Source organism: Bdellovibrio sp. HCB209, assembly GCF_047306065.1.
GTDB lineage: Bacteria > Bdellovibrionota > Bdellovibrionia > Bdellovibrionales > Bdellovibrionaceae > Bdellovibrio.
The window spans coordinates 1499095-1520396 of record NZ_CP178618.1; the positions used below are offsets into that span (position 1 = coordinate 1499095).

The window sequence follows — 21302 nt, forward strand, 5'->3', positions numbered from 1 at the left end:
CGTCCTCTTCTTTAGCGAATCTCTGCATAGCAGACAATATCTACCAAAGTTCCCTTATTATTGAGTTGCTTGCGGAAGGTTCCCTCATATTGCAAACCCGTTTTTTCCATGACTTTTCTTGAACCCGTATTTTCGGCGATGGCACGGGCCTCAAAGCGAACCAATTCGGGCAGTTCACTGAACGACCAATTCTTAACAGCCTGTGCGGCTTCGCTCATGAGGCCTTTGTTCCAATAGCTCTTTCCCATTGCATAATCAAAGCGCCCAATGTGGCTTACGGGTTGTTTAAAGTCGATAGTGCCAATCATTTTATTTCCCGCGGACTTCAAGCGAATCGCCCACACAAAGAAAATGGCACCACGTGTGGTATTGTGTGTCTTTTCAATCCATTCAAGCAGCTTGCGTGAGTCTTCAAGATCTTTGTGAGGTGGCCAAGTCACATGACGAGCCACTTCGGGATCACTTGCATATTCAAAAATATGTGGCAGATCTGAAATCAGGACAGGAGAAAGAGTCAGTCGTTCTGTTTCGATGGTCGGCTGCTGTATTTCTTGATTCATGGGATCTCCTTAAGCCATTGAAAAATAGATTTGGGAGATATGCAAAATCAAATTGAGATATAAGCGAGGGATTATTTAGCTTGTTGATCACGCGCTACGCGTTGCGCGGCAACGGTTTCAATAAGTTTAGCGAGGACAAGATTCTGCGAAAGCATCTTATAGAAAGCATTCTGTTCTATTTCTAACAGGACCGTGTCTCTTTGAGTAGTGACAGAAGCCGTGCGAACGCCGCCCGATACCAAAAGCGAAATCTCGCCAAAACAAGTTCCTTGATTTAGGACATTGATGTTTTGACCTTGTTTGCTTACGACCACAGAACCTTGGATTACGATGTAACACGTATTTCCGGCTTGGCCTTCATGGAAGAGAACTTGATTCGCAGGTGCTTGAACCAGGCGACCTGTAAAGATCAATGCATCTAAGCTGTCAGTAGGAATGTCTTTAAAGACCGGAGACGACAGCAAGGCCTGCATCACCCAGAAACGATGTTGCAGAGCCTGTGCCTTGTCAGACTTAATCAAGGTGTCGAACTCAGGCAAGTGATGAACACGCAAAACCTCAGATGGTCCATTCGTAATCACATCCGCGTTACGAGGATGATTTAGTAAGAACCCACGCTCACCAAACAAAGCACCTGCTCCGAGTGTCGCCACAAGTTGTCTGCGTGTTGGAGAGATTACTTTGTAAATTGAAGCTTGGCCTTTTAATAATACGAAAAGATCACGAGAGGTCTGTCCCGAATAAGTAATACGAATATTCGCGGGCACAGTGAACACTTCTGATTTTTGCAAAAGATGCTGCGCCAGTCTTGGCTCTAAAGAGCGAAAGAAGGGAAGGGCTGCCGGATCAGGTTTTACTTGGTTTCCAGTCATCACATCAAGTGAACTGAATACCAGTGGGGCATCTTCGGAATTTACCTTTTTAAAGTAATCGATGACATTTTGATTCGAGATCAAGCGCTCATGAGAAAGAAATTGCAAGAGATTGTAAAGCTCACGAAAGCTAACCAACCAACCTTGTCCCAAAAAGAATTGCACAAGGCCTTCAATCGACACTCCGGTTTTTAGAACCTCGAGATAAGAAAATTGAAGCGCATTAAGCTCAAAACTACCTAAACCCGAAGGCAAATAAACCGTGCCGCCCTGAGCGGACTTCAAGGTTTTAATAGGTTTAAGCTGGATCACTTCGCGTTCGATTTTCATCTGCTTACGTATCGGCAAAAAGGGGAACATTTTTGCCGCGCCCTTGGTCCTGAATATGTGGGCTGGACCCCGCGGGCCACGGGCGTGAGAGTGAGATGTTCTACAATCTTGTTATGGCGCAAATGAATTGCCGACATTTTTCGGGGTATAAACCGTGTTCGAAAAGCCAGAGCCGCTGTGACTCTGCCTGTTCGCATTTGGACGTTCCAAAGATGTCAGTGCTGATAGTTCATTTAGGCGCATTGGGTGCTGTGGTTCGTAGCACAAGTTTGCTAAGAGCCATCAAGCGCAAATATCCTTCCTCGATGATCACGTGGGTGACGGATGCTCCGGCGCATATCTTGTTACAGAATCATCCCGTCATTGACCGAGTTTTAACCACGAAAGAAGCCGATCTTTTGCAATTGCAGGCGCTGAGTTTTGAAGTGGCCTTGGTGATCGATAAGTCGCTAAAGGCAGTGGGAGTACTAAAGCACACGCAGGTGGACCAAGTGTTCGGCTTCACTTCAAATCCCATCAATGGAGCGATTGTTCCGGCGACAGAGGCGGCCACAGAGTTGTGGGAGCTGGGATTAGATAATCACAAGAAATTCTTTGTAAATAAAAAGCCTGAAACTCAATTGATGGTCGAAGCGTTAGAGCTGGGTCCTTTCAAAAGAGATGCGTACTGGTTGCCTTTGACTGAAGCAGAGCAAAAACACGTTCAGCATCGTCGTCAGGAATTCTTGAACGAAGGTAAAAAGTGGGTGTTGGGATTTAACACGGGATGCAGTCCGGTGATTCCCTACAAGAAGCTTTCTGTGAACTTCCATCGATTGATGATCACCTCTTTGCAAAGTCGTTATCCCGAAGCACAAATTGTGCTGCTTGGCGGCCCCGAGGACACAGAGCGAAATGCAAACATTTCTCATGGACTGAACAATGTCATTTCTACTCCTACAGAGAGTGGATTGCGCGACGGACTTATCAGTGTTGCTGCGTGTGATATTGTCATCACTGGGGACAGCTTAGGCATGCATATGGCGATTTCTCAAGGCAAGCAGGTTATTGCTTGGTTTGGTCCTACATGTGCTCATGAAATAGATCTTTTCGACCGGGGAGTGGCTGTCATCACGAAAAGCCCGTGCAGCCCGTGTTGGAAGAGAGCTTGTGAAAAAAGCATAATGTGCTACGATCAGGTCTCTTTGCAGGAGATCGCTCATGCCGTTGAATCTTGTCGTACAAACAGCCTTTCTGGGGGACTTGCTCTTAGCAATTCCACTCCTAAAGCGCTGCCGTCAGATTTGGCCTGAGCAAAAACTCGGACTCGTCTGCCGCAAAGGCTTCGGCGATATCTTCCTGAAAACCAAACTTGTCGATCACGTCTTTGAAATCAAAAAGGGCGATGCGCAAACGTATAATAATATTTTGCAGCAGCTGAACTCTTTTGAAGTAAATCACCTGGTTTCACCTCATGAATCCATGCGCACGATTTTCTTTTGCCGCAAAATCAAAGCGCAAAAAAAAATCAGCTTCCAAAAATTCTGGAGCTTTTTAGCTTTTGACGTTCGCGTGAAAAAACCGATGATTCTGCCAGATCCTTTGCGCCAAATGAGTTTGTTGCAGCCCGTGGATCAGCAGTTGCCGGGTCTGTTGTCTGCCTATGCAGAAACAGAGAAACCCTATATCACCGATAAAAAGGGACAGCTTTCAGCGCCACCAGCATGGGCTTCAATGAGTTTGCGTGAAAGTGTTTTGAGTCACACGCAAGTGTATCAAGACCTGCAAAAGCGTTACGACCTGCAAGGCGTGAATGAAGATCGTGCTGTTCTATTATTCCCAGGCTCTGTGTGGGCAACGAAACGTTGGACTAAAGAGGGCTTTATCGAGACGGGCAAAAACCTTCAGTCCTTGGGCTACCAAGTATATGTGATGGGTGGGCCGGGCGAGGAAGCCTTGGCCGAGGAAGTCGCTCAAGAAATCCCTCGCTCAATTTCTGTAGCGGGTAAGACATCCATTTTAGAGTCTGCTCAGTTGATTGCTAGAGCACGCCTGGTAGTTGGGAACGACAGTGCTTCCACTCACTTGGCGGCAATGTGTGAAACGCCGTTGATTGCGGTGTTTGGTCCTACTGTTTTGCGATTTGGATTTAGACCGTGGTCAGCTCAGACGTTCATTGCTCAGAAAGAAAACCTGGCATGTCGTCCTTGTGGGAAGCATGGGCATAATGTCTGTCCGATTAAAACCCATGTCTGCATGAAGCACCTGCCAGCAGAGCAGGTGCTTGAAAAAGCCGAAACTATTCTTCGTTCGTAAAGTCCTTAACATTAATACCGTATTTGCGGATTTTACGTAGCAACGTGTTCTTAGGAATATTGGCCTGAGCCACAGTTTGATTGATACGTCCTTGATTAGCTTTCAAAGCGCTCACAATAAACTCTTTTTCCATGCCTTCTTTAAACACGTCAAAATCCAAAGGACCTTTGTAACCAACGTTCGCCGTTTTTTCGCCAGATTCCTTAGGCGCAAGTTTCAAAGATTCCGGCAAAGAATCGAGCGAAATCATCTGATTGTTTTCAACGATGAACGCACGTTCGATGACGTTTTCAAGTTCACGGATGTTGCCTGGCCAACGATAAGCTTTAAGCATATCTAAAGCTTCTTCAGAGATACCATTGATCACACGGCCATGTTGGCGCGCGAATTTTTTAATGAAGTGTTGAGCCAAAGCTTGGATGTCATCAGTTCTGTCACGCAAAGGTGGCAAGAAGATTGGCATGACGTTTAAGCGATAGAAAAGATCTTCGCGGAATGTTCCGTCAGCCATCATCTTTTCAAGATTGCGATTTGTCGCTGCGATAATGCGAGTGTTGGATTTCACTTCGCGGTTGCTGCCCACAGGAGTGAATTTCTTTTCCTGAAGAACGCGCAAAAGTTTTACCTGCATATCTGGGCGAAGCTCGCCGATTTCATCCAGGAACAACGTTCCGTTATTGGCCATTTGGAATTTACCGATTTTACGTTCAATTGCTCCGGTGAAAGCACCTTTTTCGTGACCGAAAAGTTCGCTTTCCATCAAGTTCTCAGGAATAGCACCACAGTTGATCGCAACGAAGCTGCCTGATTTGCGAGGGGAGTTGAAGTGAATCGCGCGGGCAACCAGCTCTTTACCTGTTCCGTTTTCACCACGGATAAGAACCGTCGTGTCCACTTTGCACAGGCGATAGATCAAGTTAAAGACTTCCTTCATTTTTTGTGAAGAGCCCACGAATTCAGATTCAATGTCGTCGTCAAAGATTGGATTCGATAGCGCCAAGCTTGATACCAAGTCACGGGCTTCCAAGCTCTTACGAACGATCTCTGTCAGAGTTTGTGGATTGACTGGTTTTTCAACGTAGTCATAAGCGCCTTCTTTGATAGCAAGGACAGCGTCGTGCAGATTGGAGTGCGCAGTCATCAAAACCACGAAGGTGCGTGGATCGTGTTCTTTGATCGCAGTCAGAGCTTCAAGACCATTCATCTCTGGCATTTTGACGTCCATCAAAACTAGATCCCAGGATTGTTCTTTCACTTTGTCTAAAGCTTCTTTGCCGTTCGAGGCTTCGTCGATGACGAATTCGATTTCAGGCATTGCCGTTTTAAGAATCGAAATAACCGAGCGACGCAGTTCTGCTTCGTCGTCAACAATGAGGGTGTTCATTTTGTTGATCATAAAATCTCCTCAATCACATCTTCAGATTCAAGTGGCAATGTGAAAGAGACCGTTGTGCCTTGGCCCAACTTACTTTCCATTGCGACTTTACCGCCGTGAAGTTCAATAAAATATTTTACCAAGTAAAGGCCTAGGCCTGTACCTTTTGTTTTTAAATCCTGATCACTGCCGCGAGTGAACTTGCCCCAAACCTTATCCAAGTCTTCGGGTTTAATACCGTCACCAGTGTCTTTAACGATGACTTTGATGTCGTCGTCGGTCTCTGTCGAAATAACTTCGATCAAACCTTGGGAAGGCGTGTACTTGATCGCGTTCTCGATCAGATTGATAATAACTTCTTTGATCAAAGTCGTATCAAACTCCACCGAGAACATAGGCTCCAAGGTTGTTTGAATGCGAATGCCTTTTTCCGCAGCCAAAGGGCGGAGAGTTTGCAAGGCTTCCTCGATCACTTCGTTGATGTCGGCCGCATCTTTGTTGATTTTAAACTCGCGGGACTCAACGCGCAGGACTTTCAAAATCGACTGGATATAGCGATTCAGTTCGTCACCAAACATGCGCAGGGACTTTAAGTCCGTTTGCAGTTCTTGATCCTGATTTTGCGTCAAAAGCCTGTCGACGATCGCCTGGATTTTCGCAATTGGTGTTTTCAAGTCATGGGAGATAAGACTCACGAAATTATTCTTAAGCTGCTCAAGTTCTGCCAGGTATTGTTGTTCCTGTTGCAGGGCAAAGTTTTTTCTTTCGATCTTGGTCGCCTGGTAACCGATAAAAATCGTCCAGGTTGAGGCAAGCAGAACAAACGGCGCAAAGGCTGGCGACCAGAAATAGAAACTATCAAACACCCAAGCCGACAGAGCCGCGAGCAAAGTTGCGATCCACAAAATGAAAAACAAAGCCACGGATTGTGGGTAAGTCGTGATGATGAAAACCGTGAAGCCCATCAAGAACAAGAAACCAATAGCGTACCACCAGAAATCCAAACGCTGGATCCACTTGTTCCCTAAAAGAGTATCCGTGGTGTGCGCTAAGATCTCTGTACGAGTCAAAGTTCCTAGTGGAGTTAGATACACCGGAGTCGCCGAAGTCTCAGCGCCAATGATGACGATCTTGTCTTGAAATGTATTTGCTGGGAGCTCATCGTAAAGCAGTTCGCTTAAGCCATACTGAGTAAAGCTATGAATCGAACCACGATAGTTGATCGGTAGCCCCGCTAAGCTTGTCGGAAAAGTCTTGCCCGTGATTTTTTCCACCAAGTGAGGCATGTCAGCACGTTGTGGGAAAACACGACGAACCAATCCGTCTTCGTCGCGGCGAACTTCATTGGAGCCCAAGTTCGTGTGTTCACGATTGGTGAAGGCCGGAGTCAGAACTCGCTCCAAGCTGTTCGTAGTGGAAGCCCAAACAACACGTGGATCGTAAAAGTTCTTTTGTTCTTCGTTATTCAGATAAACGCTGCCGATGTTGTCGCCAAAGTACAAAGTCACGCCGATCGAGCGTGGGTTTTGTTTTAAGATCTTGGAAAGCAATTCGTTCCAGATCTTTTTATTCCAAAAGTAACTGTCGGTGATGTCGGTTGCTTCGTCCAAATCGACAAGTGAAGTAGCACGGTCGGAGTAGACCCCGGCAAAGTCAGATTGGCGAATTGTGATCAGAACGATGTCTTGGGAGACCTTTTGGTCACCGCGAAGTTGAAAACGCTGGTCGTAAGACGTGGTTTCATCAGTAGAAAGTGCCAAGCATCCAATCGCCCAACATAATAGGCAACGGAGAAGGAATCCGCGATGTCGCGAAAAATAGCGAAGCAGGACCTCGCTGCGGTATAAAACGCGATTAAAATACGGTTGAAAGGATCCCTTTTGCACGCGTCGCAACATAGCAAATTTATTAAAAATTTCAACTATTAAAAGCCCTTATCGCCGGGCGAGGAAACGGGTATATTGAAAAATATGCATATCTATCAAGGCGTAGGGCAGTTGGACTCAGTTTTAGAGTCATCTGTCGTAACAATTGGGAATTTTGACGGTGTCCATCTGGGGCATCAGCAGCTGATTGAAACTGTTACTCGTGAGGCGCAGTACTACGGAGTTCCTTCCGTCGTGTATACTTTCCATCCTCACCCGGTAAAAGTGCTCTTTCCCGAAAGACAAACTCAAAGAATGTTCGATTTGCGAGATCAGCAAGAGCAGTTCGAGGCTCGTGGCATTGAGTGCATGATTATCGAGAATTTCACTAAGGAATTTTCACAGGTAACGGCTCAGGATTTTCTGCAAAACTATGTGATGAAAAACCTCAATCCAAAAACTTTGGTGGTGGGGCACGACTTCAATTTCGGCGCGAACCGCACGGGCAATATCTCTTTCTTAGAGGGATTTTGTGCGCAACACGGTGTCCGTTTGATTGTGATTCCTCCGTTCCAGTTAGAAGGACAAGTGGTTTCGTCGACACGCATTCGTGAGGCCTTGCAAACTGGTGAAATTGAAAAAGCGACGACTCTTTTGGGACGTCGTTATTACCTGCGTGGCACCGTGGAAAAAGGTTTTCAGCGCGGGCGCACCATTGGTGTGCCGACCGCAAACGTGCATCCTGATGTGGAGTTTGTTCCGCGTAAGGGAGTTTACTTTACTCACACACGCATTAATGGTCACAGTCATCCTTCGATCACCAATATCGGTGTGAATCCGACTTTCCAAGAAGACAAAAAAGGACCTGTGAAAATTGAGAGTCATATTTTTGATCTCGATGCTCAGCTTTACGGTGTTGAAGTGGAAGTGGAGCTCTTGCATTTTCAACGTGATGAGATGAAGTTTTCAGGGATTGAGACTTTAAAAGAACAAATTTTCAACGACATGGCTGCCGCAAGAAAGTTTTTTGATGAGCAAAAAGATAGTTGAGTTTCGCGAAGAAAATCCAGGAACGCTTTTTCGATTTTTGCAGTACATCGCTGCAAAAAAAGCGGATTTGTTTGAGCTCGAACGCCACGATCAATACTCAGCGGAAGCTTTGAAAAGTGCGGATGCAGCCTTGTTTTCATTCGAACAGGCTCGTCTGTTGTATCCTTCATTGCAGGTTTTGCCGACTCAAGTGCGTCTGATGGAGTGTTTCGATTTTTATCTTCCCGAAGATAAAAAATGGTATCCGCGGTTGCTTTTTTATGAAGCCATCCATGACGTTTTAGTTCATAAAGCGCGTGATTTGGATATTCGTGTGCCAGCCTTTATTGTCGGCGACGGTGAGTGCCTGCGTATTGCTGCGGCTGTATGTACGGAGTTGGGTTATTCCGAGATCTATTTGATTGGTGAAAACACAGTGCAGCTGCATCGTGAAGCTCGTTTGCTATCGCGTGGGAACTTGGGGATTAAGTTCAAAGTTCTGCCGATCGAGGAACTAACGATCCAAGCGGTCAGTGCCTCCCTCATCATCAATACGATTCATTTGCCGTCTGAAAGTGAACTGTTAAAAGACTTATCCTATTTCAACTTTATGAATACCGGCGGTTACGCTTTTGACTGCCACTTGGGAAATTTGCACAGTGAGCTGATGGAAGAAGCCGAGCGTGCAGAGTTGAAGGTCCTGTATCCAGCAGATTTGCTGCAGTCCTTGGTGCGGATAGTTTTGGAAAAACTCAAACAAAGCGACTTGGTAACATCATCAGACCTCCAGCAGTGGATCTCTGACTTCAAATCGGAAAACTCTCCTTCGGTCTAGTTACAAAAAACGTCACCCTGGTATAAAGTTATATCGGGGAGCCACAATGTCTGCTTTCAAAATTGGTGAAATATTAGTTAAGCAAGGTCTGCTCAAACCGGATCAACTTGCGCACGCTGTTGAAGAACAGAAAAAATCGGGCGCGAAGCTGACAGGTGTTATCACGCAACTTGGCTATCTTAAGGAAAATCAAATCCTTCGCGCGATGGAAAAGCACTTTGCAGTTCCGGGAGTGGAGGTTTCGTCATTTGAAATCGATCAGTCTGCCTTACAGCTCATTCCGCGTGATGTCTGTGATCGTAATCAGTTGATTCCATTGCAAAAAGCCGGCTCCACACTGGTGGTGGCTTTCGCTGATCCAAGTAACATCATGGTGAAGGAAGACTTGCGCTTCATCACTCGCTGTAAAATCCAAGCTGTCGTTGCGACAGAAACAGCGATTGCTGCCAGTATCGAGAGATATTACGGCGGTAACATCAACGTTAAAAATCTAAACACCATCGCTGAATCCATGGAAGAAGAGTACGCAGCAAATAGTTCTGCTGCGGAAGTTATCGACTCGGATACGGGTGGTGAAGAAGCTCCGATCGTTAAATTCGTGAATCAGATCCTGGGCGATGCGATCATCAAAAAAGTTTCGGATATCCACTTTGAACCTTACGAAAAAAGATTCCGTGTGCGCTTTCGTATCGACGGTAACTTGATTGAAGCCACTCAGCCGCCGCAAGGAACGGGCGCTGCGATTGCTTCACGTATTAAGATCATGTCCAAGCTCGATATCGCCGAAAAACGTCGTCCTCAGGACGGTCGTTTGAAAGTTCGTACAAAAAAAGGCCGCGAGATGGATTTCCGTGTCAGCGTCCTGCCAACGATCTGGGGCGAAAAAGTCGTAATGCGTTTGCTCGATAAATCCAATCTTCAATTAGATATGACGAAGCTTGGTTTCGAGGAAGATGATTTGAAACTGTTCAAATCGATGATCAATCTTCCACAAGGAATGGTATTGATCACGGGGCCTACGGGTTCTGGTAAAACCACGACAATCTATTCTGCCTTAGCAGAGTTGAATAAACCTGACGTGAATATTTCCACAGCGGAAGATCCGGTGGAGTTCAACTTAGAAGGTATCAATCAGGTTCAAATGAATCCTGATATCGATTTGAATTTCTCGAGTGCCCTAAAATCATTCCTTCGTCAGGACCCGGATATCGTTATGGTGGGGGAGATTCGTGACCTTGAAACGGCAGAGATCGCCTTTAAAGCGGCTTCCACGGGTCACTTGGTTGTAAGTACTCTGCATACCAACGATGCTCCTGGTACGGTTGTTCGTCTGACAGAGATGGGTGTTGCAAACTATATCATCACGTCGTGCGTGAACTTAGTTGTGGCTCAGCGTCTGGTTGGTAAAAACTGCGAATCTTGCAAAGTTCCTATTGAAGTTCCGGCGCAAACGCTGATCAATCTGGGTGTTAAGGCTGAGGAAGTCGGCGAATACAAATTGATGCGTGGTAAGGGTTGTTCGAATTGCAATAACTCGGGCATCAAAGGTCGTCTGGCAGTTTACGAATTGCTATCGATGACAGAAAAAATGAAGGAAGCGATCTTAAAAGGTGCTTCCACAGGACAGCTTCGTTTCCTAGCTCGTGAGCAAGGGATGAAAACGCTACGCCGTTCTGCTTTGTTAAAACTTAAAAGAGGCCAAACAACGATTGAAGAAGTCTTGAATGCATCTGTGAAGGACACATAATGAGTTTGACAGAATTATTAATGCAAGCGAAGGCTAAGAAGTCTCAAGAGTTTTTATTTGTCGTGGGCAGTGAGCCCCGCGCCCGCAGTACGACGGGATGGGAAAGCCTGCGCGCTTCTCCAGGTTTGATGACAGAGTGGAAGTTGTTACAACAAAGCTTCCTCGATGATCAACAAAAAGCCATGCTTGATACAATCGGTGTGGTGGTTGGTGAAACCGCTTTAGAAAACACCCGCATTGGTTTTTCATTCTTTCAACATGAAAGCACGATGAAGGCGATTATTGATTTGGATCTAGATGGTTCCAGATTTGATATGCCGCTACCGGGTAGCTATATGGAAACTTGCTTGCGCATGAAGGGTCTTGTGATCGTTTCAGGTGCAGGGGAGTCCGGCCAAACAGGAACACTTTTTAAAACAATGCAAAAAATGGGAGAAGAAAAGTCCTTTATGGGCGTCGTCTTTTCGACGAAACCCTTCCCCCAAGTACGCGAAGCTAAATCTTGCTTCCTTTATCACAACGGTATTTTCTCTAGCAAAGACGAGCGTGATAGCTTGTTAAACGGCGTCGATATGGTTGTGTATGATGGCGCGGCTGATGATGATAGTTTCCTAGAAGCTATGGCTCTGGCTGAGCGCGGTGTTTTTGTTATTTATTCGATGCGTGCACCGTCATTGATGAATGCTCTTCGTCGTTGTCTGTCGGTGATGACCGATCGCTTCGGGCAGCATGGTTCCTCTCGTTTTGCTGAAGTTTTCTCTATGGGACTTGGGCAATATGCGATGGCAGGGATCGCTGATGACCGTGTGTTTGCGCACGAGTTGTTATTGGTAAAACCACAAATTCGTGAGTTCATTGATCGTCAAGAGATGGCTTCTTTGCAGTCAGTTTTAACGACGGCTCCCGAGCATTCTGGTATTTTGACTTTGAATCAATCTTTGCTTCAACATTTGATCCGCCGTCGTGTGGATCTAAAAACGGCATTTGAAACCTCTCGTGATCCAGACAATTTAGATCAGCTCCTAAAAAAGGTAGGGATCTAGATGGCGAAGTTTCAATACCAGGCGAAATCCACCACGGGACAAATTGTCCAAGGTGAAATCGAAGCGGGCAATCAGCAAGAGGCGATCATCCGTCTGCGTGCGCAGCAGTTGATGCCGACAAAACTTGTTGCGATGGCTAGATCTGGAGCTAAGAAATCAAGCTCTGGTGGTGCTTCGCTATTTGCAGCTCGCGTGAAGGGTAAGGATTTGCAAATCTTTACTCGTCAGTTTGCGACTTTGATTAATGCCGGTATTCCTGTCGTCGATTGTTTGAAAATCCTTTCCGAAGGTTTGCGTCCTGGTCCGCTGCGTGAGGCTGCGGGGACGGTAAAATCATCGATCGAGAGTGGTCGTCGCTTGGCTGACTCTATGGCGCAAGTGCCTCTGGTGTTTGATAAATTGTATGTGAATATGATCCAAGCCGGTGAGGAAGCCGGTATCTTGGACGGTATCTTGAATCGTCTGGCTCTCTATATGGAGAAATCAGAAAAATTGAAAAGCCAGGTGAAAGGTGCCTTGGTTTATCCAGCGGTTATCTTGGTGGTGGCTTTCGCGGTTATCACGGGTATCCTGGTTTTCATCCTTCCAAAATTTATGGAGTTCTTTAACTCCGCAGGTAAAGAACCACCTGCTTTGACCGCGGCAGTTATCGCACTTTCAAATTCCATGATTCATAAATGGTATTTGTATGTGGGAGCAGTCATCGGTATCCCATTCGGTATTCTTCAGTATTACAGAACGGACGAGGGCCGCGATACGATGGATCGCCTGTTCTTTAACGTTCCAGTTTTCGGTGAAGTTATCCAGAAATCCGCAATCGCTCGTTTGACTCGTACTTTGTCGACATTGTTGTCTTCAGGTGTGGGCTTGATTGAAGCGATCGATATTTCCGCAAAAACAGCAGGTAACATCGTTATCGAGCAAGCCTTGCTTCGTTGTAAAACCTCAGTGACAGAGGGACGTACTTTTGCGTCGCCACTGTTAAAAGAAAAAGTATTCCCAGAGATGGTTGTGCAAATGATCTCTATCGGTGAGCAATCAGGTACGATGGATATCATGCTTGGTAAGATCGCCGATTTCTATGAGGACGAAGTTGAAACAGCGGTTAAGGCCATGACCTCACTTCTTGAACCTCTGATGATGGTCTTCTTGGGTGGCATCATCGCCATTCTAGTTATTGCCATGTACCTTCCCATCTTCAGTATGGCAGACGTTGTCGGCGGGGGCTAATGCGCTTAAGTTACGCCCTTCAGAACAATAAAAATCAAGGACTGACGGTTGAGTTCGCTCGCGTCAGTCTGTTTGCTATTGTTCTTATTGTTTCTGTGATTTCCACGATGACCCAAGGCAGTTTTGTAAACTGGTCGGTGCAGGCTCCGTTTTACTTGGTGCTGACATTGGCTTTGGGTCTACACATCGTGTGGATTTCTGAGTGGGATCAGTTGCTGCAACATCCACGCGCTTTGTTCGTGGGATTTGTACTCGACTCGGTTTTCATTTCGCTTTTGATTTACTATTTTGGTTTAAATCAGTCGCTGTTCTTGTTCTTGCACTTGGTGAATATCCTTCTGGCCGGGATCGCGTGTCGCGGTGTCGGGGCGCTGACTCTGGCGTTGTTCACAAGTATTTCGTTCACGGTGGCAGCGTTGTTTTCGCCGGAAATGAAGGCGCTGAATTTCTTTTTCTTGCTCGCTTTGAATAACATCGCCTTTTTCTCGGTAGCCGGTCTTGCAGGATACTTAAGTGAACAACTGCAAAGTGTCGGTAAAGAGCTTAAGAAAACAGGCTTAAGCCTGCAGTCCGCTCAAGAATTGAATCAGTTCATCATGGAGAATATTCCTTCGGGAATGTTGTCGTTCACTTCTGCAGGACAGGTTCTTACGGCAAATAATTCTGCCTTAGAAATTTTAGGCAAAGAGGCGCCGGCAGAGATCAACTGGTATCGTCTTTTCCCAGAAACAGAAAGAGCCGGGGATAACTTCCGTGGCGATTTAAAGTATGTGGAGAGTGGTGATCAGAGCAGCAAAATCCTGGGTGTGACACTTTCCAAGGTGTACAGCCCGGATTTACAAGAGCCTCTTTCAATTGCATTGATCGATGATTTGACCAAAGTTCGTCAGTTGGAATTCGCGGCTCGCCAGAATGAAAAACTAGCTGCAGTGGGTGGCTTGGCAGCTGGTATTGCTCATGAAATACGCAATCCACTTGCTGGTATCAGTGGCAGTATCGAAATGCTAACTCAAACGGTGACGAACGATGATGATCGCAAGTTGATGAAGATCGTATTGCGTGAAATCGATCGCTTGAACAATCTGATCACTGAGTTCTTGGATTATGCTCGCCCAGAAAAACCACCAACAGATGTGGTGGATATGGCCTTCCTTTTGAACGAAGTTTTGGATGCTATAAAAAGCGACACGAAAGTGCGCGCGGATGTTGAGCAAGTTCGTGAAATTGGAACAGACCTCAGAATTTTAGGTCACAAAGATAAGCTTAAGCAGGTCTTTCTGAATATCGTTTTGAATTCTTATCAAGCGATGCAGGATTCCGCAAAAGTGCAAATGACGGTGAAAGCTGTAGCGAATGAAAAGTCCATCGTTATCAGCGTGAAAGACACGGGTTGTGGAATGAGCGAGGCGACTCGCAAGAAAATGTTCGAGCCCTTTCATACGACGAAACCGAAAGGCACGGGCCTTGGTCTAGCTGTCACTCACAAGATCCTCGAGGGGCACGGAGCGCAAATCTTCGTCGAGAGTGAGCAGGGTGTAGGTACAGAGTTTGTTTTGACTTTCCCGAAAGCAAACTAAAGAATAGGTAATATATCACAGGATGTGGGAGCGAAAGACATGAAGCCGAGAATTCTTGTTGTCGACGACGAAGAATCAATACGCGAGTTTTTAGAGATCATGCTTAAGAAAGAAGGCTATGAGATCACTTTGGCTGAAGACGGCCAAAAGGCAAAAGACCTTCTGACTAAGAAGACATTCGACATGATCATCTCAGATTTGCAGATGCCGCATGTGACAGGGATCGAGCTTCTTAAGCACGTTAAAGAATCATACCCAGATACAGTATTCATGTTGATCACAGCTTTCGGTACGACTGAAACTGCGGTTGAAGCCATGAAAATGGGTGCTTACGATTATCTAACTAAACCTTTCAAAATCGACGAAGTTCGTTTGAACATTCAAAATGCTCTTCGTTCGCGCAATTTGGAAGTTGAGAATAGAACTCTTAAAAAAGAACTTACTAAAGAGTATTCATTCCAAAGCATGGTTGGTAATTCCCCAGCGATGCATGCGATTTTCGATATGGTTAAACGTGTATCACAAACGCCAACAAACGTTTTGATCACAGGGGAATCAGGTACCGGTAAAGAGGTCGTTGCAAAAGCGATTCACTATAACGGTCCATTGAAAGATCGTCCTTTCGTTACCGTCAACTGCGGAGCTATCCCTGAGAACTTGATGGAATCCGAAATGTTCGGTCATAAAAAAGGTTCCTTTACTGGAGCTGTGGCTGATAAAGCGGGTCTATTCGAGGTTGCTGACGGCGGTACGCTGTTCCTGGATGAGGTGGGTGAGTTGCCACTGACGATCCAAGTGAAGCTTCTACGTGCGATCCAAGAACGCGTGATCCGTCGCGTGGGTGCTACGGAAGACAACAAAGTTGACGTGCGTATCATCGCCGCAACAAATAGAAATCTTGAAGAGATGGTAACTAAGGGTACTTTCCGTCAAGATTTGTTCTATCGTTTGAATGTTATCAATATCAAAACTCCGGGCTTGCGCGAGCGTCGTGAAGACGTTCCATTACTAGCGAATCATTTCTTGAAAAAGTATAATGAACGCTTGAATAAAAATATCGGTGCGATCAGTGCCGAGGCCATGGAAATTTTGAAAAAGTACGACTACCCAGGGAACGTGCGTGAGCTTGAAAATATGATCGAGCGCACAGTGGCTTTGGAGGGTGGTGCAACGATCTTGCCTGAGTCCTTGCCTCCGATGGTTAACACATCTTCTGGCCGCAAAATGGCGTCTTCCAATGAAATCGAAATGGGAGATGATGGTGTTGACTTGGATAAGGTGATGGGCCAAATTGAGAAAGAACTTTTGATCAAGGCGATCCATTCCGCTGGGGGCGTGAAAAAGAGAGCAGCAAAATTGCTTCACATCTCTTTCCGTTCTATGCGTTATCGCATTGAGAAATACAATCTCGGCGTTGTGGGTGACGACGAGCTAGACGATGAGTAAGCATCCCTCCGGGATGACTAAAAAGCCCCACTAGATGGGGCTTTTTTATTTTTAGGACTTAAAGGAGATCAGACAATGACAGTACAAGAAGATAAAAAGAAAATTGTAGAGTTGCTGAACGAGATCATCGAAATGGAGATCTCCGCAGTTGTTCGTTACCTTCATTATGCGTTGATGATCCGTGGTCCAAACCGCATTCCAATCGTTAAATGGTTTAACGACCAAGCTAACGAGGGTTACACACACGCTCAGATGATCGGTGAAAAGATCACGGCTTACGGTGGTCATCCTTCCTTGAAAGTGTCTCCAGTTCCAGAAACAAACACTCATAAAGTTTTGGATATTTTGGCAGAGAGCTTGGATTTTGAATTGAAAGCGCTAGCGAAGTACAAAGAGCTTTTGGCTCACGTGGGTGACGATGTTGCCTTGGAAGAACTTGTGCGCAGCCAAGTCCGTTTGGAGACAGAGCACGTTGAAGAAGTTCGTAAGATGTTGGATGTAAATCACTAATATCGCAAAGATTCTAGGAAATAAAAAAAGCCAGGAGTGATCCTGGCTTTTTTTATTTTTAACTGTATTCGTCTTGATTACTTAGCGACGAACACGGGGATTTCGATGTGATGAGCTTGGTCGTTCACAGTGAAATCAAGGCGAACATCCCATTTGCCGCTCATGACAAACCAAGCTTTAGTAACTAGATAAACACCATTGGCATTTTGTACGATTTCAACCGGAGCTGATCCGTGACCATGGTGGCCCATTTTCATCCAAAGATCTGCTTTAAAGTCGTCAACTGTTGCGCCATCAAAACCTTGAATGATGACTTGGAATTGACCCTCATCAACAGCTGTAATGTCAGTTCTATAAAGAAGTTGTGCGCAAATTTCAGGGGCTACTTCTGAACAAACGATCTCGCTCAAATCACCAGCATGAGGAGATGAAGGTGCTCCAGAAACCTGTGCCGTAGCAAAAGAACTTAAAGTGATCGTTGCAATAAACATGACTGCTGACATAAGCGACTTCATAAACTCTCCTTGGTAGGTGCTTGATATAGCAAGGTTTCTGAGGAAAGCCATCACAATATTTAAACTGCAACGAAGGGCTGCGGCTTGAACCTCCCAACTAGTAAAGTATTCTAGGGTTTTAAGGCGGGAGGGCTTCATGGCTTACGAAAAACGCAGCGTTCAAACTCTGGAAGGCAAGATGACCGTTCATATAGTCACACCCGAGGGGCTCGAAGTGAATGAGCTGCATCGGCCCACTCCCGCACTCGTGGTTTTACAGGAAGCCTTCGGTGTGAATCATCATATTCTAAATGTCTGCAAAAAATTGGCGGACCATGGAATCATCGCACTCGCTCCGGAACTGTTTCACAGAGCTGGTGATGGTATCAATATAGAGTACACACAATTTGATAAAGCTCGTCCGATATTGGCTGAGCTCACCAACGAACGCATCATTGATGATGTTCATAATACCGTGGCGTTGGCGCGTGGCTTACCATCTGTGAATACAGAAAAGATTGGTACCATAGGATTTTGCATGGGTGGCTTTGCTGCGGTTTTAGCATCTTGTCACATTCCTGACTTAGCAAGTGTCACTTCTTTTTACGGTGGTGGCATGTTGGAACCACGTCCTGGCTTCGGTTTTAAGCCGTTCACGACGCAGTTCAAATCGATTCGTTGTCCTTTATTTTTAGGTTTTGGGGCTGAGGATCAAACGATTCCGAGCTTACATGTTGAGCAAATTCGAGATCAGATGAAAGCTGCGGGGGTTAGAGCGAAAATCACGGTCTATCCTGAGTCGAATCATGGATTTTTATGCGACGAGCGATCGGCCTACAATCCTAAGACGTCTCAAATTGCTTGGAACGATATCTTTAACTGGCTGAAGGAGTGTGATATGCTTACTCCATATGAAAATCAGCCAAATTAGCAAAATCAGTAAAGATACCGGTTTGAGTCCTGAAAAATTGGCCGTCTATTTTCAAGTATCCAACATGACTCTTCGTCGTTGGTTGAAAAAAGGTGGAACTGCACGAGTTCCTGCTCAATACGACACGAACATCTACCAAGGCATTCTTGCCATGGTTAAAGATGGCGTGATCGATAAAGAGCACGAGTGTGTAAAAGAGGCTTATGAGTTTTCACAAGTCTTGTTCGCGAACAACTCCTTCATGATGATGGATTTGCAAGCAGCACAATTCGAAAATCGTGGTAACGATGAAGATGGTTTGATGGATCTTTGTCTTCGCTTGGGTCAACGTGATGACAGCTTGGCGTATGTACAAAGAAACGAAACAACTCTTCAAGACATCGAAAAGAAAAGCCCAAGCATTCGCGAAAAAGTGGCGGCTCTTTGGAGTGTTCTTAAAGATAACGAACTTCAAAAGACTTCTAAATACGTAGCGGTGGGAGCTTTGTTCTATTTGGCTTTCCCATTCGACTTCATCCCAGATTCAGTTCCGGGCGTGGGTCTTCTAGATGATTTCGCGATTCTATCTATCGCGGTCGATCACTACCTTCGAATCAAAAACCTTAAAGGCTAAAAGCTAAAAAGCACCTCCGAAAGAGGTGCTTTTTTTATTTCAGGGTTTGCGTGATTTGCTCCAAGCAAAATAAATCAGGGTTCCGGCAGAGGTGGCTAAGGCCACATACAAACCGATATGGTTTTCTGTGGAGGGATCACTGGATGAGCGAATGCCGAAATAATAGACCGCGGTCTTTAAAACAATACCTGACTGTATGACAGCCCACACATAGGGAAACATCTCCCAGAAAATTTTCTTTTCCTCGGTGATCACTTTAGGACGCTTGGCCGTTGTTGGTTGAAAGTTCCAATAACTATTGCGATGAAAGTCTGCCACTACGGAGTTCCAGCTTTGGCGAAGCTCCGGCGCGGTGATGGTCTTGTTTCCAAGCTTTGTCAGTTCGTCATCAAGCTTTTTAAAAGCGATCTCGCGCAACGACATCTCATCAGCCTCGGTGAAAAAACCACGGGAGGTCTGAAAGTCGTGTTTGAAATTTTTCTGAGTTTCAGTCAGTGCCTTTTGGGCCTCGCTGTCGAGCTGCGCATTCATGCTGTGAAATTTATGACGGAGGTCGTGGCTTTGTCAAAAGCCTTATTGTCATGGATTTGCCGCGGACTGATTCTAACAACAAGTTCATACTGGAGGGTCCCATGCGGTCGAAAGGCTTTGTAATGACTCTGGCTGCCTTGTTGCTGGCGAGTATTTTTTCGCACAAGTCTCAAGCGCAGGTGGCTTCGCGCGGTGACCTAAAAGAGATTGCTGCTGAAGCCTATATCTTTGCCTATCCGATGGTGGTGATGGCGACAGCCCGAGAAATCATGACGTCGGTCCCTCGCTCATCGACAACCAAAGCCCCGGTGAACTCAGTGGCGAAGCAAAGAGTTATTCCCAACGAAAATTCCAATCAAATTTATCCCGAGACAGACACCTTGGCGAGCTTGGCGTGGTTAGATCTATCTCAGGAGCCGATTGTTTTAAGTTTCCCTAATGCTGGACAGAGATTTATTTCCTTTTCGCTGATCAGTGCGTGGGGGGAGGTCTTTGCCGCACCAGGAAGTCGGACTTTAGGAAATCAAAAACGAGATGTCGTAATCACCGGGCCGGGCTTCAAGGGAACTCTGCCACCAACGATGCAAAGAATTGTAGCGCCTACGAATTCGGTATGGATGGTCGGTCGTACACAGGTCAATGGAGCGGGAGACTATGACCGAGTTTATGGTTACCAAGATAAATTCAAAGCGACACCGCTGTCCTATTTTAATAAAAAGACAGCGCCGCCTTTGCCCGTGACCTTCAATATTGATGTCGATCATCGCACGCCGATCTTAGAGCAAGTGGATAATCTGGATGCCCGCGTTTTTTTCGCGACCTTTGCGGCGGAATTAAAGCAAAATCCTCCGGCGCAGACTGATGGAAAAATTATTTCTAAGATGGCAGCCCTCGGTATTTTTCCGGATAAGGAATTTGATTATGACAGACTTCCAGCCAGCGTGAGGGAGGCCTTGAATTCAGGTTACTTTGCCGGACAGGAAAAGTTTGCGAGCTTTCAGCGAGGCACGCCGAATTTACGTGTTGTCAACGGGTGGGGGCATCCGATTTTAGCGGGACGCTATGGAACCAATTATCAGGCGAGGGCGTTAATGACAAAGTTAGGACTTGCGACCTCAGCACCTCAAGATTTGGCCCTTGCACAGGCCTTAGTGGACGGGCGGGGCGAGCGCTTGAATGGAAGTTTTAAGTACGTGTTGAAATTTCCTAAAGGAACCACGCCTCCGGTGAAAGGCTTTTGGTCTTTGTCTTTGTATAATACGAGAAAGTTTTTTGCTGCGAATTCAGCCAATAAGTTTGCCATTCACAGTCGCGATGAGCTGGTGAAAAATCCGGATGGTTCAATCGAGATTTATATTCAGTCGATTTCCCCAGGCAAAAAACTTGAGAGCAACTGGTTGCCATCACCTACGGGGGAAGATTTTAGTTTGGTGACACGGTTTTATTGGCCGAAGCCCAGTGTCTTAGATGGCAGTTGGAAGATGCCATCTCTTGAAAAGGTTCCTGAGTTTAAAAACCTCTCAGATAATCTGTATTGATTATTTGGTCTTTTTTTGAAGGGCGACATTCAAGTCTTTGGCAAGATCTTGGAAGTAGTCGCCTTCGCGAAGTTTGATCTCAACGGGCTCTGCTGTTTCTTCAGCGCGGCTGGCTCTGTTGATGATACGACGGATATTAAATAAAGGACCTACGATTTTGCTGGTCACTTTGTTCGTCAAATAGAAGCCCGCAATCAAACACGCCACAACCACAATAAATTCGTTCATTAGGAACATCACCTTGTGACGGGCGATGAATTCCGCAATCGACATGGAGCCGTACTCACCCGCGAGCGCTTTTTCTTCGAGCGTGCTAACCAACACCCAGCCGGCGATCACTTGCGCAATAAAAATACCGGTAACAAATAGTCCCACGAACATCAAAGCATCGTATTGAACCTCACGATTTACGATCAGTTGTCTGCGATTTTTGAATATGCTCATGGTCAACCCCTAGAAGTGTTTCTATAAATATATCGTG

Annotated in this window: 20 protein-coding genes; 13 read left to right on the plus strand and 7 right to left on the minus strand. The window is 45.9% G+C overall.

The genetic code is table 11. The annotated features are described in order from the left end of the window. Positions 1-11: 11 nt before the first annotated feature. On the minus strand, positions 12-560 hold the full coding sequence (locus tag ACLVWP_RS07365) for a GNAT family N-acetyltransferase (RefSeq protein WP_413561009.1): 549 nt from the start codon (positions 558-560) through the stop codon (positions 12-14). A 71-nt stretch (positions 561-631) separates the two neighbouring features. Further along, positions 632-1762 (minus strand): cyclic nucleotide-binding domain-containing protein, encoded by a 1131-nt coding sequence (locus ACLVWP_RS07370; RefSeq protein WP_413561010.1) that lies wholly within the window; start codon positions 1760-1762, stop codon positions 632-634. A gap of 212 nt (positions 1763-1974) precedes the next feature. Here ACLVWP_RS07370 and ACLVWP_RS07375 point away from each other — a divergent pair, with 212 nt between their 5' ends. Together ACLVWP_RS07375 and ACLVWP_RS07380 are read left to right on the plus strand one after the other, a co-directional pair. After that, positions 1975-3054, plus strand: a complete 1080-nt coding sequence (locus ACLVWP_RS07375) for a glycosyltransferase family 9 protein (RefSeq protein WP_413561011.1) — start codon at positions 1975-1977, stop codon at positions 3052-3054. Continuing rightward, positions 2963-4057, plus strand: a complete 1095-nt coding sequence (locus ACLVWP_RS07380; protein ID WP_413561013.1) for a glycosyltransferase family 9 protein — start codon at positions 2963-2965, stop codon at positions 4055-4057. The genes ACLVWP_RS07375 and ACLVWP_RS07380 overlap by 92 nt, the downstream gene beginning before the upstream one ends. Here the strand turns inward: ACLVWP_RS07380 and ACLVWP_RS07385 are convergent. Both ACLVWP_RS07385 and ACLVWP_RS07390 read right to left on the minus strand, forming a co-directional pair. Then, positions 4041-5453: a sigma-54-dependent transcriptional regulator gene (locus tag ACLVWP_RS07385; protein WP_413561014.1), complete on the minus strand. Its 1413-nt coding sequence runs from the start codon at positions 5451-5453 to the stop codon at positions 4041-4043. The two genes, ACLVWP_RS07380 and ACLVWP_RS07385, sit on opposite strands and share 17 nt — an antisense overlap. Continuing rightward, positions 5450-7192, minus strand: coding sequence for an ATP-binding protein (locus ACLVWP_RS07390; protein ID WP_413561016.1), 1743 nt, complete (start codon positions 7190-7192; stop codon positions 5450-5452). The genes ACLVWP_RS07385 and ACLVWP_RS07390 overlap by 4 nt, the downstream gene beginning before the upstream one ends. A 210-nt stretch (positions 7193-7402) precedes the next feature. On the opposite strand from ACLVWP_RS07390, the gene ACLVWP_RS07395 reads away from it, so the two are divergent. From ACLVWP_RS07395 to ACLVWP_RS07430, 8 genes are all read left to right on the plus strand, one after another. Continuing rightward, the gene (locus tag ACLVWP_RS07395) at positions 7403-8347 is read left to right on the plus strand and encodes a bifunctional riboflavin kinase/FAD synthetase (protein ID WP_413561018.1); all 945 of its coding nucleotides are present in this window, start codon (positions 7403-7405) and stop codon (positions 8345-8347) included. Beyond that, on the plus strand, positions 8328-9161 hold the full coding sequence (locus ACLVWP_RS07400) for a hypothetical protein (protein WP_413561020.1): 834 nt from the start codon (positions 8328-8330) through the stop codon (positions 9159-9161). Before ACLVWP_RS07395 ends, ACLVWP_RS07400 begins: the two co-directional genes overlap by 20 nt. Positions 9162-9207: 46 nt before the next feature. Continuing rightward, positions 9208-10908: a type IV-A pilus assembly ATPase PilB gene (pilB, locus tag ACLVWP_RS07405; RefSeq protein WP_413561022.1), complete on the plus strand. Its 1701-nt coding sequence runs from the start codon at positions 9208-9210 to the stop codon at positions 10906-10908. Beyond that, the gene (locus ACLVWP_RS07410) at positions 10908-11951 is read left to right on the plus strand and encodes a twitching motility protein PilT (protein ID WP_413561024.1); all 1044 of its coding nucleotides are present in this window, start codon (positions 10908-10910) and stop codon (positions 11949-11951) included. Before pilB ends, ACLVWP_RS07410 begins: the two co-directional genes overlap by 1 nt. Next, on the plus strand, positions 11952-13181 hold the full coding sequence (locus tag ACLVWP_RS07415; RefSeq protein ID WP_413561026.1) for a type II secretion system F family protein: 1230 nt from the start codon (positions 11952-11954) through the stop codon (positions 13179-13181). Continuing rightward, the gene (locus tag ACLVWP_RS07420) at positions 13181-14758 is read left to right on the plus strand and encodes a two-component system sensor histidine kinase NtrB (RefSeq protein WP_413561028.1); all 1578 of its coding nucleotides are present in this window, start codon (positions 13181-13183) and stop codon (positions 14756-14758) included. Before ACLVWP_RS07415 ends, ACLVWP_RS07420 begins: the two co-directional genes overlap by 1 nt. A 39-nt stretch (positions 14759-14797) precedes the next feature. After that, complete coding sequence (locus ACLVWP_RS07425; RefSeq protein WP_413561030.1) at positions 14798-16204, plus strand: sigma-54-dependent transcriptional regulator; 1407 nt, start codon at positions 14798-14800, stop codon at positions 16202-16204. A 75-nt stretch (positions 16205-16279) separates the two neighbouring features. Then, complete coding sequence (locus ACLVWP_RS07430) at positions 16280-16714, plus strand: ferritin-like domain-containing protein (protein ID WP_413561031.1); 435 nt, start codon at positions 16280-16282, stop codon at positions 16712-16714. Between the two features lie 77 nt (positions 16715-16791). On the opposite strand, the gene ACLVWP_RS07435 is transcribed toward ACLVWP_RS07430, so the two are convergent. Beyond that, positions 16792-17229, minus strand: coding sequence for a hypothetical protein (locus ACLVWP_RS07435; RefSeq protein ID WP_413561032.1), 438 nt, complete (start codon positions 17227-17229; stop codon positions 16792-16794). Between the two features lie 136 nt (positions 17230-17365). Here ACLVWP_RS07435 and ACLVWP_RS07440 point away from each other — a divergent pair, with 136 nt between their 5' ends. Together ACLVWP_RS07440 and ACLVWP_RS07445 are read left to right on the plus strand one after the other, a co-directional pair. Further along, entirely contained in the window at positions 17366-18139 is a 774-nt protein-coding gene (locus tag ACLVWP_RS07440; protein ID WP_413561034.1) for a dienelactone hydrolase family protein, read from the plus strand. Next, positions 18120-18752 (plus strand): YkvA family protein, encoded by a 633-nt coding sequence (locus ACLVWP_RS07445; protein ID WP_413561035.1) that lies wholly within the window; start codon positions 18120-18122, stop codon positions 18750-18752. Before ACLVWP_RS07440 ends, ACLVWP_RS07445 begins: the two co-directional genes overlap by 20 nt. A gap of 39 nt (positions 18753-18791) precedes the next feature. Here ACLVWP_RS07445 and ACLVWP_RS07450 read toward each other — a convergent pair whose 3' ends face one another. Further along, complete coding sequence (locus tag ACLVWP_RS07450; protein WP_413561036.1) at positions 18792-19283, minus strand: hypothetical protein; 492 nt, start codon at positions 19281-19283, stop codon at positions 18792-18794. Between ACLVWP_RS07450 and ACLVWP_RS07455 the strand changes: the two genes are divergently transcribed. Then, positions 19247-20821, plus strand: a complete 1575-nt coding sequence (locus tag ACLVWP_RS07455; RefSeq protein WP_413561037.1) for a DUF1254 domain-containing protein — start codon at positions 19247-19249, stop codon at positions 20819-20821. The genes ACLVWP_RS07450 and ACLVWP_RS07455 overlap by 37 nt on opposite strands. Here the strand turns inward: ACLVWP_RS07455 and ACLVWP_RS07460 are convergent, their stop codons facing one another. Continuing rightward, positions 20822-21265 (minus strand): HAMP domain-containing protein, encoded by a 444-nt coding sequence (locus ACLVWP_RS07460; RefSeq protein ID WP_413561038.1) that lies wholly within the window; start codon positions 21263-21265, stop codon positions 20822-20824. Between the last annotated feature and the right edge of the window lie 37 nt (positions 21266-21302).